The following is a 13,987-nucleotide window of genomic DNA, read 5'->3' as shown; positions in this document are numbered from 1 at the left end:
AGCGACCATGGACGCCAACGCAGCCGGACCCCGGGGCCATGTGGCCGTCGGGGTGGACGGCTCCCGGCACGCCGAGCTGGCGCTGGAGCAGGCGGCGGCCGAGGCGCACCGCCGCGGGGTGCCGCTTCAGGTCGTGCACGGCCGCCCCTGGGCCGCGCTCCCGCAGACCGGGGCGGAGCCCGCGGCGCACACCCCCTCCCGCGAGGACGCACAGGCGCTGGCGGAGTCGGCCGCCGGGCACGCCCGGCGCCTGGTCCCGGGGCTGGAGGTGGTGGCCTCGGCCGTGGACGAGGACGCCCCGGGCGCCCTGGTGCGCCTGAGCCACCGGGCCGCGCTCACCGTGGTCGGCTCCCGCGGGTTGGGCGGCTTCACCGGCCTGCTGCTGGGGTCGGTGGGCCTGCGGGTCGCCGCGCACACCGCCGGGCCGCTGCTGGTGGTGCGCGGCGATCTGTCGCCGGAGCACAACCGCGTCCCCCACGACACCGTGCTGCTGGGCGTGGAGGGCGAGGCCGACGCCGACGCGGTCGATCTGGCCTTCCGCGAGGCCGCCGCCCGGCAGGCGCGTCTGGTGGCGCTGCACGCCTGGGTCTACCGGCACCTCGCCCCGCCCGGGGAGCCGCTGGTGCCCACCAGCCCGCGGCGCGAGGACATCGCCCGGGTCGCGCGCGCCGAGACGGCCGCGGCCGAAGGGGTGCTGGATCCGTTCCGAGGCCGCCACCCGCGGGTGCGGGCGGAGGTCAGGACCGTCAACGGCGGTGCCGCCCCCGCGCTGGTCGAGGCCAGCGAGGCGGCGGACGTGGTGGTGGTCGCCGTCCACCGGCGGCGCGGGCGGCTGGCGATGCGGCTGGGCCCGGTGGCGCACTCCCTGCTCCACCACGCCCGCTGCCCGGTGATGGTCGTGCCGGTCCCGCTCGGCGGGGAGCGCGGCGGGGACCGCGATGAGGAGGAGACGACATGACCGTACTGGTGGGATACGCCAGCGCCCACGGCTCCACCCGCGAGATCGCCGAGCGCATCGCCGCCCGGCTGGCCGAGCGGGGCGTCGGGGCCGAGACCGCTTCCCTGGACGCGGTCGGCGACGCGGGCGGCTACGACGCCTATGTGCTGGGCAGCGCCGTCCACGGAATGGCCTGGCTGCCGGAGGCCACCGGATTCGTCCACACTCACCGGGAGCTGCTGGCCGGCCGGCCGGTGTGGATCTTCAGCGTCGGCATGCCCGCGGCCCTGCGCGGCCCGTGGAAGCCCATGGCCGCCAAGGAGGAGCCGAAGGTGACCGAGGAGGTCCTGGCCGACCTCTCACCCCGCGAGCACGCCATGTTCTCCGGGGTCGTCGCACCGGAGCACCTGCCCGGCCCCGGACGCGCGATCTTCCGGGCGATGGGCCTGCGCTACGGCGACTACCGCGACTGGGAGGCGGTCGACGCCTTCGCCGACACCGTCGCCCGCTCCCTGCACCCGGCCCCCGGCCGGCCCTGAGCGCCCGCGGAACCAGAGAACGAAGGAGCTGATCACCGTGTTCTCCATGGCGGCAACCGGGGCCCGCCGGCCCGTGACGGTGGAGGCGGAGCTGGACCGACCGCTGTCGAGGTGGCTGTGGCTGGTGAAGTGGATCCTGCTGATCCCGCACTTCGTCGTGCTGTTCTTCCTGTGGATCGCGTTCTTCGTGGTGACCGTGATCGCGTTCTTCGCGATCCTGTTCACCGCCCGCTACCCCAGGCCGCTGTTCGACTTCAACACCGGCGTGCTGCGCTGGAGCTGGCGGGTGGCCTTCTACTCCACCGGCGCGTTCGCCACCGACCGCTACCCGCCCTTCAGCCTGGGCCCGGAGCCGGACTACCCGGCGCGGCTGGAGATCGACCGTCCCGGGCGGCTCTCGCGCGGCCTGGTGCTGGTGAAGTGGTGGCTGCTGGCGATCCCGCACTACATCGTGGTCGCCTTCCTCGCCGGCGGAGGCAGCGGCGGCATGGAGGAGCAGGGGTTCTGGTCCGCGGGACTCATCATGGTCCTGGCGTTCTTCGCGATCATCGCCAAGGCCTTCACCGACACCTATCCCCGGGGCCTGTTCGACCTGCTGGTCGGACTCAACCGCTGGGTGCTGCGGGTGACGGTCTACGCGGCGCTGATGACGGACGCCTACCCGCCCTTCCGGCTGGACCAGGGCGGCCGGGAACCGGAGCCCGCGCCGTGATCAGGGCGCTGGCGGTGATCCTCCTCCTCGCGCACGCCCTGGTGCACTTCAGGGTCTGGGTGACGCCGCCGGACCCGGACAACCCGCCCCCCTTCGCCCCCGGCCACTCCTGGGCGCTGGCCGCGGCCCATGTGACCGAGGAGACCTCCAGGGCCGCGGCGACCGCCCTGGCCGCGGTCACGGCCCTGCTGTACGCCATCGCGGGCGTGGCCCTGCTGGCCGACACCGGCTGGTGGGCCCCGGCGGCCGTGGTGGCCGCGGCCGGCGGTCTGGTGCTGAAGGTGCTCTGGTTCAACCCGTGGCTGCTGCTGGGCATCGCGCTGGACGCGGGCGTCGTCCTGGCCGTGACGCTGACCTGGCCCGCCTCGCTGTACTGATCCGGGCCGGACCGGCTGACCCGGACCGGCTGACCCGGGCCGGCTGACCCGGGCCGGACCGCGCGGGATCCGCACGCGCCGCCGAGCATCCACCGTGACGAACCGGAGCAGACCATGCAGGACCCGCCCGCCCCTCCCGCCGCGCGCCCGGACGGCCTCACCGAGGAGGAGGCCGCCCGGCGACTGGCGGAAGGGGGCCGCAACGAGGTGGGGCAGCCCCCGGGCACGCCGCTGCGGGCGCGGGTGGCCGCACAGCTGCGCGACCCGCTGATCCTGGTCCTGCTCGGCGCGGTGGTGCTGACGCTGCTGACCGGGGACCACGGCGACACGGCCGTCATCGCCCTGGTGATCGTCGCCAACACGGGCGTCGGCGTGGCCCAGGAGGTGCGCGCCGACAACGCCATCGCGGCGCTGACCGCCATGTCCGCGCCCGTGGCCCGGGTGGTGCGCGGCGGCGCCGAACGGGAGGTGCCCTCGGCCGAGGTGGTGCCCGGTGACGTACTCCTGCTCGGTGAGGGCGACATCGTCCCGGCGGACGCGCGGCTGCTGCGCTCCTGGGTGCTGGCGGTGGACGAGTCCGCGCTGACCGGTGAGTCCGTGCCCGTGGACAAGGACGTCCGGGCCGGCGAACCGGAGGCCGGTGCTCTGCGGGCGGGCACCGTCGTCGTACGCGGCCGGGCGGTGGCGACCGTCACCGCCACCGGAGCGGACAGCGCGCTGGGCCGCATCGCCGCCCTGCTGCGTCCGCGCCGCGGCCCCACCCCGCTCCAGCGCCGCCTGGCCGGTCTGGGCCGGGTGCTCGCGGCGGTCACGGTGGTCCTGTGCCTGCTGGTGCTGCTGCTGGGCCTGGCCCGCGGCCAGTCGCTGGAGACGATGGCCGTCACCGCGATCAGCCTGGCCGTGGCCGCCGTCCCCGAGTCGCTGCCCGCCGTCGTCACCCTCGCCCTGGCCCTCGGCGCCCGGCGGATGGCCGCCCGCAACGCGCTGGTGCGGCGGCTGCCCGCGGTGGAGACCCTCGGCTCGGTCACCGTGCTGGCCACCGACAAGACCGGCACCCTCACCGAGGGGCGGATGGTCGTGGAGCGGGTGTGGACGCCCCGGGGCACCGTCCGCCTCACCGGCGGCGGATACGAACCGGCCGGCGAACTGCTGTCCGACGGCAGTGGCAGTGGCAGTGGCAGTGGCGGCGAGCGTGCGCCCGGGCCGCCCGCCCCCGCGACGGCACAGGCCGTACGGGCCCTGCTGACCGCCGCCGTGCTGTGCAACGACGCCGCGCTGCGCCCCCCGCACGACGGCGAGGAGCGCTGGAGTGCACTCGGCGATCCCACCGAGGCCGCGCTGCTGGCCGCGGCCGCCAAGGCCGGCCTGGATCGCGCCGAGGTGCTGCGCGAGCACCCCCGGATCGGCGAGGTGCCCTTCGACAGCCTGCGCAAGCGCATGACCACCGTCCACCGGGAGCCCTCCGGCGGGCGCCTGGTGTGTCTCAAGGGCGCCCCCGAGACGGTCCTGAACGGCTCGCTCCTGGACGAGACGCCCCTGCGGCTGGAGCGCGCCCACCGCGAGGCCGCCGCGCTGTCGGCGGAGGGCTACCGCGTCCTGGCCGTGGCGTCCGGCCCGCTCGACGGGGAGCCCGGCCGCTGGGAGCCCGGCCGCTGGGAGGAGGCCGGGAGCGGGCTGCGGCTGCTGGGGCTGGCGGCGCTGAGCGATCCGCCCAAGGAGGCGGCCGGGGCCACCGTCGCCGCCTGCCGGGACGCGGGCATCACCCCGGTGATGATCACCGGTGACCACCCGGCCACCGCCCGCGCGATCGCCACCCGGCTCGGCATCCTCGACCGGGGCCCGGGCCCGACCGGAACCGACGGGGCCGCGCCCACCGAGCCGCCCGAGGTGGTCACCGGCCGCGCGCTGGCCGCCGGACAGGTCGCCGACCCGTCCACCGTGCGGGTGTTCGCCCGCACCGATCCGCAGCAGAAGGTGGACATCGTCCAGGCCTGGCGGACGCGCGGCGCGGTCACCGCCATGACCGGCGACGGCGTCAACGACGGCCCGGCGCTGCGGCAGGCCGACATCGGGGTGGCGATGGGGCGACGGGGCACCGAGGTCGCCCGGCAGGCCGCCGACCTGGTGCTCGCCGACGACGAACTGCGCACGGTGGTCGCGGCGGTGGAGGAGGGCCGGCGGGTCTACGACAACATCCGACGCTTCCTGCTCTACGGCATGGCCGGGGGAGCGGCGGAGATCCTGGTGATGCTGATCGGCCCCTTCCTCGGTCTGACGGTGCCGCTGCGGGCGGGCCAGATCCTGTGGATCAACCTGCTCACCCACGGTCTGACGGGCGTGGCCATGGGAGCCGAGCCGGTCTCCGTGAACGCCATGCGCCGCCCGCCGCACCCCTCCGGCCGGCATGTGCTCGGAGACGGGCTGTGGCTGCGGATCCTGCGGCTGGCCGCGCTGGTGACCGCCGCCTCCCTGGCGGCGGCGCTGTGGGCGCGGGAGGCCGGCCGGCCGTGGCAGACCACACTGTTCCTGGCCCTGCTGGCGGCCCAGCTCGGCGTCGTGCTGGGGCTGCGGGAGCGGCTGCTGACGCGGGAGAACCCCTTCCTGCCGGCGGCGGTGCTGGCCGCCGTGGTGCTGGGCGCGGCCGCCGTCACGGTGCCCTTCCTGGAGGAGGTGCTCCGCACCGAGCCGCCGGGCCCGTCAGCCCTGGCGGCCGTCGCGGCCGTCGGCGCGGCCGGGTTCGCCGCGGCCCGGTTCGAGAGCCGCTTCACACGCGGCGCCGGGGGAGCCGGGGGAGCCGGGGGAGAGGCGGCCGGCTTTCCCGGCGCCGGCGGCCTCCCCGCGGCCGGCGGGCCGCCGGGGGCCTGAGGCCTTACGCGGCCCGGGCCCGGGCCGGTCAGCGCGGGGCGGACGGGGCGGGCGGAGGGACGAGGACGTTCTCGCCCGTGCGTCCGGCCAGGTGGTCCTCGACGTTGGCGGCGGTGGCCCGGACGATCTGCTCCACCGCGTCGTGGGTGAAGTACGCCTGGTGGGAGCTGACCAGGACGTTGCGGAAGGTCATCAGCCGGGCGAGGGTGTCGTCGGTCACCACGTCCAGTGAGCGGTCGAAGAAGAAGACCCCGGCCTCCTCCTCGTACACGTCCAGCCCCACCCCGTCCAGACGGCCCTCGCGCAGGGTCTCCACCAGGGCGTGGGCGTCCATCAGACCGCCCCGGCTGGTGTTGATCAGGATCGCGTCGTCCTTCATCCTGCGCAGGGCGTCGCCGTCGACCACGTGGTAGGTGTCGGGCAGCAGCGGCAGATGAAGGCTGATCAGGTCGGACTCGGTGAACAGCCGGTCGCGGTCGACGTACTCCATGCCCAGGGCCAGGCACTCGGGGTTCTCCGCGATGTCGGAGCCGAGCAGGCGCATGCCGAAGCCCGCGGCGATACGGGCGAAGGCCGCGCCGATCTTCCCGGTGCCCAGGATCCCGGCGGTGCGCCCGTGGAAGTCGCGTCCCATCAGGCCGTTGAGCCGGAAGTCGAAGTCGCGGGTGCGGGTCACCGCGCGGGGCACCCGCCGGTTGACCGCCAGGGCCAGGGCCCAGGCGAACTCGGCCACCGAGTGCGGGGAGTAGTGCGACACGCGCGCCACCGACAGGCCCAGCTTCCGGGCGGCGTCCAGGTCGATGTTGTTGTAGCCGGTGGCGCGCTGGGTGACCAGCCTGGTGCCGCCGCCGGCCAGGGTGGTCAGCACCTCCTCGTCCAGCACGTCGTTGACGCTGCTGCACACCACCGCGCACCCGGCGGCCGTGGCGGCGGTGTCCCGGTCCAGGACCAGGTCCAGGCAGCGCAGGCGGTGCCGCCCGTCGAACGCCTTCTCCAGCAGGGGCCGTTCGTCGGTGACGACCCCGTAGGCGACGACGTCCACCGCCTCCCTCGCCCTCCCGGCCGTGCCCTGTGCCGTCCGCTCCACCGTTTCCTCCCTCGTCCCGCGCCGTACCCCGGCGCGCGTGCGCGTGTACGTGTCCGGCCGGCCGTGCGGGGCCGGCGGGGGCGCGGATTCCGCGCCCCCGTGGAACACGCTGCCCGCAAGCCTTCCGCGGATGCCTGCCCCCGGCCCAGGGCCGAATGGGCCACCCGGCCCCGCCGGGGGCCCGGAGCGCGCCGGCGTCCGGGGAGGGGCCGCGGCCGGAGGGGTGTCAGCCGAAGCATGCCTTCCAGGTCTCCGGGCCGACGACGCCGTCGACCGTCAGGCCGTGCCGTGCCTGGAAGCGCTCGCACACCTCCTTGGACCGCGCGTCGTACCGCCCGCCCGTGCCGGGGGACCAGCCGAGCTCGCGCATCCGCCGCTGCCACAGCCCCACGGCGGGGTGCTCGGTGGCCGGCGGATGGCTGAGGTGGACGCCGGGCCAGGCGGGAGGGCCGGAGGCGGGTTCCAGCGAGCCGTCGCGCACATAGGAGGAGAGCAGGCCCGGGCAGGACGTCGGCAGATGGTCGCCGTGCCGGTTGATCCCGCGGCCCGCGCCGCCGATGTCGCGCAGATTGGCGATCGACCAGCGCAGGGCGTCCAGGAGTTCCTCGGTTACGGAGTCGTAGCCGGAGGAGGAGCCGCCGGTGAGGGCGCACACCGCGTACCAGTCCCGGTTGCCGGAGTCGGTGCCGTTGGCGGCGGTCCGCACCCACGGCCCGCGCCCTTCGTAGACGCGGCCGTGGACGCACACCAGATAGGTGTAGGCGATGTCGGCCCAGCCGTTGCCGTCCATGTGGTGGTTCTGGATGCCGCGCACCTGGCCGGCGCACTCGCCGTGGTCGGAGCGGGCGACGGGCGTGCCGCCGACGTGGTGGACGGTGGTGCCGCCGTCCCCCGGCGTGATGCCGGAGGGCCGGTTGGTGGGGGCGCGGGCGCCCCATTCCGAGCGGGGGACGAAGACGGCCATCAGGCGTCCACCCCCTCCCGGCAGCACTCCACACCGGCGTTGAGGGGCTCGCCGGGGGCGTCGTCGTCGGCGTCCCCGGGGTAGAGGGCGGCCGGGTGGTAGGGGTGTGTGACCGCCGGGAGCCGGTACTCGCCGGCCGCGGCGCCGGCGCCGAAGGCGCCCAGAGGCGGAAGCGCCGCCGCACCGGCCGCGGCCGCCGCCGCGGCGCCGGTCAGGCCCAGGAAACCGCGCCGGGTCGTACGGGAGGACGGGCCGCGGGACGGCCCGGGAGACGGTCTGGGGGACAGTGTGGAGGACAAGGGGATCTCCTGCCGCCGAGGGGTGGGGAGGGGTGGGGGCGGGGACGGGAACCCGTCCGCCTCAGTGCGCACAAGGGCCTACCCTCCGGGGCCCGCCACAGGCTCGCCCGTACCGGTGAACCGCACACCCCCCAAGGCGGACCGACCAGACGGTATGCAACGGGCGGTGGGGCGTCTAAGCTCCTGCCGAACCCGCCGGCAGTGCACCGACACACCGGCACACCGGCACACCGACGCGCCGACACGGCGGCAAGGAGATCCCCATGGCCATCGACCCCACGGGAGCCGACCTCAAGCGCATGCTGGCCGAGGACCCCGGCGGCCCGGTCGTCATGCTCAACCTGCTGCGCTTCGCCCCGGACGGCCGGACCTCGTACGAGCAGTACGCGCGGCACCTGGCGGACCGCTTCCTGGAGCGCTACGGCGCCGAGGTGCTCTACGCCGGCGACGGCGCCACGGCCCTGGTCGCCGAGGACGGACAGGAGTGGGACGCGGTGCTGCTCGTGCGCTACCCCAGCCGGGAGGCGTTCTGCCGTATGGTCGCCGACCCCGAGTACCAGCAGGTCACCACCCTGCGCACCCGCGCGCTGACCGAGGCCGTGCTCCAGCCGACCGTCCCGTGGACCTCCCGCGGCGGCTCCTCCACCGAAAAGGACTGACGAGCGGCCGGGCCCGTCCACGCGTTCCCCGGCGCGGACCGGTCCGGACATGGCACCGTGGCCGCCGTGACGGGGCATGTGGCGACGGAGGACGAACTGCTGTCCGCGCTGGCGGGATTGAGGCGGGCGACCGTCGCGGGACGGCGCGCACCGCACAAACCGCTCCTGCTGCTGTGGCTGCTGGGCCGCTTCGCGGCCACCGGCAGCACGGCGGCGGCCTACGGCGAGGCCGAGGAGCCGGTCGGCCGCATGATCGACGACTACGGTCCGCCCGCGCGGTCCTCCGACCGCGCCGCCATGCCCTTCGTGCACCTGGAACGCACCCTGTGGGACCCGCGGGACGCCGACGGCCGCCCCATACCCGCCTCCGCCCCCGAGCGCGGCTCCTGGCTGCGAGCCCGGGGCGCGACCGGGAGGCTGCACAAGCCCGTCGAGCGCCTCCTGGCCGATCCCGGGACCCTGGCCTCCGCCGCCCGGCTCCTGCTGGACCTCCACTTCACCCCTGCCCTCGGCCCCGCCATCCGCGCCGACGCCGGACTGGACCTGACGGCCGTGGAGGAGGCCGCCCTCACCCTCGGGGCGCTAGGCCCTGTCTGACAAATCCCGCCTGCTCCGCGGCGTCTGGCACGCACGCTCGCTGCGTTGTCGATCGTCGGCGCAGCACGCTGCGCTCTCCTCCTCCGCCTTGCGATCGCACGCACCAGACGCCGCGGAGCCCGCCCTTCGGGCGGACAGCGCTATTTGTCAGACAGGGCCTAAGGCGCCGCCCGCGCCGGCCGGAGTTCACCCGGCAGGTGCTGCACGCGTACGCCCGCGCCTGCGCGATGTGCGGCTACGACGGGGCACTGGGCCGCCACCCGGCCGGGCTGGAGGCCGCCCATGTGCGCTGGCACAGTCAGGACGGCCCGGACGAGCCGTCCAACGGTCTGGCGCTGTGCGCCCTGCACCACGCGCTGTTCGACCTGGGGGCGCTCGGCCTCACCCCGGACCTGCGCATCCGCGTCTCCCCCCGCTACACCGCCCGCAGCCCGGCGGGCCGCGCCGTCGAGGCGCTCGACGGCACCCCGCTGGCCAGGCCCCGTCCCGGACGGCCGACGGTCGACCCCGTCTTCGTGAAGTGGCACGACCGCCAGGTCTTCAAGCACGGCGACCGTGCGGCCACCGTCTGAACCGCCGCGGACACCGGCGGGCACGAGCGGCGCGGAGACGGCGGACGGGAAAGCGGACGGGAAAGCGGACGGGGAAACGGACGCGCATGCGGCGCCCCTGAACGGGTACGGCGTCCTCCTGCACAGGAGATCGACGGCGGTCGCGGACGACCGCGCACGCCACGGAGCCGAGGAGGCCGTCATGACCACCCCCGAGGAGAACCGGCCGAAGACCGAGAAGACCGACCAGGTCGTCTTCGACGAGCAGGGCCAGGAGTCCGCCCGCCGGGCCGAGGAGGCGAACAAGGACCGCGGGAACGTCGGACGGCAGCTCGAGGACGCCATGAACGAGGCCGGTATGGACCGCGAGGACCTCACCGGCGAGAAGGGCGAGGGCGGGCGGAGCTAGGTGTACTGACCCGCAGGCGGCCCCGTACACGGCACCGCACACGCCCTGGGGGCGCGACCGCTCGGCGGTCGCGCCCCCAGGGATGTCGTACGGCCGGGGCTCAGCCCTTGCCGAAGACCGCCTTGCTCACATCGTCCGGCCCGTCGAAACGGTCCTTCCTCAGCGACGAGAGCTCCTCGACGACCTCCTTCTTGGCGCCCTTCTCCTTGGCGTTCCTCACCAGGGACTCGCGGTCGGCGGGGTAGTCCACGCCGCCCAGGGCCTTCTGCAGCTCGATCGGGTTGCTGATCTTCGCCATCGGATCCTCCTGCACGGGGCTGTACGGGTTCCACCGGCTCCACGGGCTGTGCGCCGTGTGGGCCGCCGGGGTACCCCGGCGGCCCACACGGCATGCACGGCGGTCCGGCCCGTACGGCCGACCGGGTGCCCCGGCGGCCGTGAGCGGGTCAGGAGGAGGCGCTGCTCGCCGCACCCGGCGCACGCCGCCCCCGCGCCGGACGCCCCCGGCGTCCGCGGGAGGCGCCGCCCCGGCCGGTCGCGCCGCCCCGGCCGGAAGAACCGCCCCGGGGCCGCTGGGCCCGCTGGGGCCGCTCGGCGGGCGGCGCGGCGATGACCACGGGGACGCCGGAGGGCTCCTTCGCCCCGGTGATCCGGACGAGTTCCTCACCGGTGGAGCGCACCGGGGTGACCCGGGGCGACACACCGGCGGCGGCCACCATCCGGTCGACCTCGCGGCGCTGCTCGGGGGTGACCAGGGTGACGACGCTGCCGGACTCGCCGGCCCGCGCGGTACGGCCGCCGCGGTGCAGGTAGTCCTTGTGGTCGGCGGGCGGGTCCACGTTGACGACCAGATCGAGGTTGTCGACGTGGATGCCGCGGGCGGCGACGTTGGTCGCCACCAGGACCGTGGCCTGCCCGTCCTTGAACTGCTCCAGCGTGCGGTTGCGCTGGTTCTGCGACTTGCCCCCGTGCAGCGCGCCGGCCCGCACACCGCTGGCCAGCAGCCTTCTGACCAGCCGGTCCACGGCGCGCTTGGTGTGCACGAACATGATCACCCGCCCGTCGCGGGCGGCGATGCGCGTGGCGACGGCGTTCTTGTCGTCGGTGCTCACCCGCAGGATGTGGTGCTCCATCGTGGTGACGGCGCCGGCCGGGGGGTCCACGGAGTGGACCACCGGGTCGGACAGGAAGCGCCGCACCAGCCGGTCCACGTCGCGGTCCAGGGTGGCGGAGAACAGCATCCGCTGGCCGTCCGGGCGCACCTGGTCCAGCAGGGCGGTGACCTGCGGGAGGAAGCCCATGTCGGCCATCTGGTCGGCCTCGTCCAGCACGGTGGTGCGCACCTGGTCCAGCCGGCAGTCGCCGCGCTCGACCAGGTCCCTCAGCCGCCCGGGGGTGGCGACGACCACCTCGGCGCCGTTCCTGAGCGCGGCGGCCTGGCGGCCGATGGACAGACCGCCCACGACCGTGGCCGTCCGCAGCCGTACGGCCCTCGCGTACGGGGTGAGGGCGTCGGTGACCTGCTGGGCCAGTTCCCGGGTGGGCACGAGCACCAGGGCCAGCGGGCTGCGCGGCTCGGCGCGGTGTCCGGCGGTGCGGGCGAGCAGGGCCAGCCCGAAGGCGAGGGTCTTGCCCGAACCGGTCTGCCCGCGGCCCAGGACGTCGCGGCCGCCGAGCGAGTCGGGCAGGGTGGCCGCCTGGATCGGGAACGGGGCGGTGACGCCCTCGCGCCCCAGGGCCTCCAGCAGCGGGGCGGGCATGTCCAGCTCGGCGAACGAGGCGGCCGGGGGCAGCCCGGGGGTGCCGGCCGGCGCCATGGGCGCGTCCCGGCGCGGGGCGCTCCCGCGGCCGGGGGTCGTCTTCTGGGCGGGAATCCGCGCGGCGGCCTGGGAGCGGGAGGGGCGGCGGCGGGCCGGGCGGGCGGAACGGGTTCCGGAATTCTGGTTCACGCGGGGTGGGACCTTCCTCGGGGCGGCGCGTGCCGGGGAGGCTCCGCGGCGCGTGAACGGGCGGAGAGTCGCGGGAACGAGCCGGTGAAAGAGCGGATCGCGCTGCTGCGCGGAGAGAGCCGGCCGGGCGGGCCGGAGAGGAGCGTACGGCTGGGGGCGCACGGCGGTGCGGCGAAGAGGCGGCGCGGCGTGGTGATGCCGCGTCCGCGGGCCGGGACGCGGCACGAGCCGGGGCCCGCACCCTGTGGTGCGGGCCCCGGCTTTCATGGTGCTGCGCGTCGCGTTCGCCGAACGCGGCGGGATCAGGCGGGGAGGATGTTCTCCGCCTGCGGGCCCTTCTGGCCCTGGGTGACGTCGAAGGTGACCTTCTGGCCCTCGTGGAGCTCGCGGAAGCCCTGGGTGGCGATGTTCGAGTAGTGCGCGAAGACGTCGGCGCCGCCGCCGTCCTGCTGGATGAAACCGAAACCCTTTTCCGCGTTGAACCACTTCACGGTGCCAGTAGCCATACTTTTTCTCCTCCAGATAGGGGCAGAGCAGGAGATCCGCACTGTGCGGATCTCCGTGTCGCCGCAATGAGACCCCGCCGGAAGAGCCGGAAAAACAAAGGCGCCTGAAGGTCACAAACCGTCAGGCGCGCACAAAGTTCATGGGTACCAAAACTGCAACGTGGTTCACCGTAACACAGATCCGATCCCGGCGGGCGGGAGGACGGCCGGAGGCCGCCCGGCGTCCGGCCGGGCGGCCTCCACTCCGCGCACCCCCGGGCGCGGCGTACGGGGATGGGGGTGGTGTCAGGCGGTGTGCAGCGTCAGGCCGTACACCGACAGGATCTCGTTGACCGGCTGGAACCACGTCTCGCCGCCGCCGGAGCAGTTGCCCCAGCCGCCCGATGTGACGCCCTGGGCCTGGTCGCCGCTGACGAACGAGCCGCCGGAGTCGCCGGGCTCGGCGCAGACGCTGGTCTTGGTCATCTGGTGGACGGCGCCCTGGCTGTAGTTGACCGTCTCGTTCTTCGCCAGGATCTGGCCGCAGTGCCAGCGGGTGGTGGAGCCGGAGCGGCAGACCGAGGCGCCGACCGGGGCCTCGGCCGAGCCGCGCACCAGGACGTCGGGCACCGTCCCCCAGCCCAGTACCACCGGGACGGTCCACCAGCCGTGGCCGGTCCGCACGAAGGCGTAGTCGTTGCCGGGGAAGGACGAGCCCTGGAAGGTGCCCATCTGGGAGCCGTCCCAGCCGCGCACAGACGCCCCGGCCGACCCGCAGTGCCCGGCGGTGACGAAGCCGCCGTGCACGGAGAAGCCGATGGAGCAGCGGGCGTTGCCGGTGTAGTACGGGTCGCCGCCGACGACGCCGGCGGCGAGGGTGCGCGGCGCCCCGCCGGCGGTCTCGCGCACCGTCACCGGACCGGCCTTCCGTGCGTCGGCCAGGAAGTCCCGCACCGCGGCGTCGCGTTCGGCCCCCTTCACGAGGTCGACCACCACGGTGTTGGCGCGGGGATCGACATGCCAGCCGCTCACCGCATCCGGGGCCGCCTTCCGCTCCGCCCGGGCGTCGATCCGCTCCTTGGCCGCGTCCAGTTCCTTCGCGCTGTGCTCGACCACCCGTGCCTCGGCGCCGGCGGCCCGTACGGCGGCGGCTCTGCCGGGGGCGGTCACGCCGACGACCAGCCCGCCGGAGCGGGCGTCGAACCAGGAGCCGGCGAAGTCGGCGCCCGCGGCCCGCTCGGCCCCGGGGGCCGCCTCCATGGCCGCGGCCTCCTGCCGCAGCCGCTTCCGGGCCTGGCGCTCGGTCAGCTTGAGGTCGCGCTCCATGGCGTCCACCAGTTCCTGCGCGGGTGCGCCGGCGCGGGGCTCGGCCGGGGCGGGGGAGGCGGAGGCGAGCCCGCTTCCCGTGGCTGTCAGGGCGCCCAGCGCGAGCAGCGCGGACAGGCCCGCGCGCACACCGATCCTGCGTCGCATGACGGTTGTTCTCCTTCTGTCGGCTCTACCTGGTGAGGTCGAGGTGGGGTCGGACAGCGGAGACATGAGAGCGCTCTCAGGTCT

General features: G+C 75.3%; 14 protein-coding genes and 1 pseudogene. 8 read left to right on the top strand and 7 right to left on the bottom strand.

Going from position 1 to position 13,987, the window contains the following annotated elements; all coding sequences use genetic code 11:
- The first annotated feature begins 7 nt into the window (after window positions 1-7).
- The 5 genes from CUT83_RS23625 to CUT83_RS23605 all read left to right on the top strand — a co-directional run bounded on the left by CUT83_RS23625 (window position 8) and on the right by CUT83_RS23605 (window position 5,430).
- A complete protein-coding gene (locus CUT83_RS23625; protein WP_240957722.1) occupies window positions 8-958 on the top strand; it encodes a universal stress protein in 951 nt (316 codons plus the stop codon).
- A complete protein-coding gene (locus CUT83_RS23620; RefSeq protein WP_101257852.1) occupies window positions 955-1,476 on the top strand; it encodes a flavodoxin domain-containing protein in 522 nt (173 codons plus the stop codon). Before CUT83_RS23625 ends, CUT83_RS23620 begins: the two co-directional genes overlap by 4 nt.
- A 46-nt stretch (window positions 1,477-1,522) precedes the next feature.
- Complete coding sequence (locus CUT83_RS23615) at window positions 1,523-2,188, top strand: DUF4389 domain-containing protein (RefSeq protein WP_101257894.1); 666 nt, start codon at window positions 1,523-1,525, stop codon at window positions 2,186-2,188.
- Complete coding sequence (locus CUT83_RS23610) at window positions 2,185-2,565, top strand: hypothetical protein (RefSeq protein WP_101257851.1); 381 nt, start codon at window positions 2,185-2,187, stop codon at window positions 2,563-2,565. The genes CUT83_RS23615 and CUT83_RS23610 overlap by 4 nt, the downstream gene beginning before the upstream one ends.
- A gap of 114 nt (window positions 2,566-2,679) precedes the next feature.
- Window positions 2,680-5,430 (top strand): cation-translocating P-type ATPase, encoded by a 2,751-nt coding sequence (locus CUT83_RS23605; protein ID WP_101257850.1) that lies wholly within the window; start codon window positions 2,680-2,682, stop codon window positions 5,428-5,430.
- Between the two features lie 28 nt (window positions 5,431-5,458).
- Here CUT83_RS23605 and CUT83_RS23600 read toward each other — a convergent pair whose 3' ends face one another.
- From CUT83_RS23600 to CUT83_RS23590, 3 genes are all read right to left on the bottom strand, one after another.
- Window positions 5,459-6,472 (bottom strand): 2-hydroxyacid dehydrogenase, encoded by a 1,014-nt coding sequence (locus CUT83_RS23600; RefSeq protein ID WP_101257849.1) that lies wholly within the window; start codon window positions 6,470-6,472, stop codon window positions 5,459-5,461.
- Between the two features lie 271 nt (window positions 6,473-6,743).
- Window positions 6,744-7,481, bottom strand: coding sequence for a peptidoglycan-binding domain-containing protein (locus CUT83_RS23595; RefSeq protein ID WP_101257848.1), 738 nt, complete (start codon window positions 7,479-7,481; stop codon window positions 6,744-6,746).
- Entirely contained in the window at window positions 7,481-7,780 is a 300-nt protein-coding gene (locus tag CUT83_RS23590; RefSeq protein ID WP_101257847.1) for a hypothetical protein, read from the bottom strand. The genes CUT83_RS23595 and CUT83_RS23590 overlap by 1 nt, the downstream gene beginning before the upstream one ends.
- 263 nt (window positions 7,781-8,043) lie before the next feature.
- Between CUT83_RS23590 and CUT83_RS23585 the strand changes: the two genes are divergently transcribed.
- The 3 genes and pseudogenes from CUT83_RS23585 (at window position 8,044) to CUT83_RS23570 (ending at window position 9,996) form a co-directional block, all read left to right on the top strand.
- Window positions 8,044-8,439 (top strand): DUF1330 domain-containing protein, encoded by a 396-nt coding sequence (locus tag CUT83_RS23585; protein WP_101257846.1) that lies wholly within the window; start codon window positions 8,044-8,046, stop codon window positions 8,437-8,439.
- Window positions 8,440-8,517: 78 nt separating this feature from the next.
- Window positions 8,518-9,608 (top strand): annotated as a pseudogene (locus tag CUT83_RS31540) (HNH endonuclease).
- 181 nt (window positions 9,609-9,789) lie between these two features.
- Complete coding sequence (locus CUT83_RS23570; RefSeq protein ID WP_093849342.1) at window positions 9,790-9,996, top strand: hypothetical protein; 207 nt, start codon at window positions 9,790-9,792, stop codon at window positions 9,994-9,996.
- A 100-nt stretch (window positions 9,997-10,096) separates the two neighbouring features.
- Here the strand turns inward: CUT83_RS23570 and CUT83_RS23565 are convergent, their stop codons facing one another.
- From CUT83_RS23565 to CUT83_RS23550, 4 genes are all read right to left on the bottom strand, one after another.
- Window positions 10,097-10,294: a DUF2795 domain-containing protein gene (locus CUT83_RS23565; protein WP_101257844.1), complete on the bottom strand. Its 198-nt coding sequence runs from the start codon at window positions 10,292-10,294 to the stop codon at window positions 10,097-10,099.
- A 148-nt stretch (window positions 10,295-10,442) separates the two neighbouring features.
- Window positions 10,443-11,945: a DEAD/DEAH box helicase gene (locus tag CUT83_RS23560; protein WP_439145010.1), complete on the bottom strand. Its 1,503-nt coding sequence runs from the start codon at window positions 11,943-11,945 to the stop codon at window positions 10,443-10,445.
- 302 nt (window positions 11,946-12,247) lie between these two features.
- Window positions 12,248-12,451, bottom strand: a complete 204-nt coding sequence (locus CUT83_RS23555) for a cold-shock protein (protein ID WP_093656524.1) — start codon at window positions 12,449-12,451, stop codon at window positions 12,248-12,250.
- A 285-nt stretch (window positions 12,452-12,736) separates the two neighbouring features.
- The gene (locus tag CUT83_RS23550; RefSeq protein ID WP_101257843.1) at window positions 12,737-13,903 is read right to left on the bottom strand and encodes a S1 family peptidase; all 1,167 of its coding nucleotides are present in this window, start codon (window positions 13,901-13,903) and stop codon (window positions 12,737-12,739) included.
- Window positions 13,904-13,987: the final 84 nt, after the last annotated feature.

Source organism: Streptomyces barkulensis, assembly GCF_002843305.1.
Taxonomy (GTDB): Bacteria; Actinomycetota; Actinomycetes; order Streptomycetales; family Streptomycetaceae; genus Streptomyces; species Streptomyces barkulensis.
Note: the sequence above shows the minus strand (reverse complement) of the source record. Positions and strands in the feature narration are given on the sequence as shown.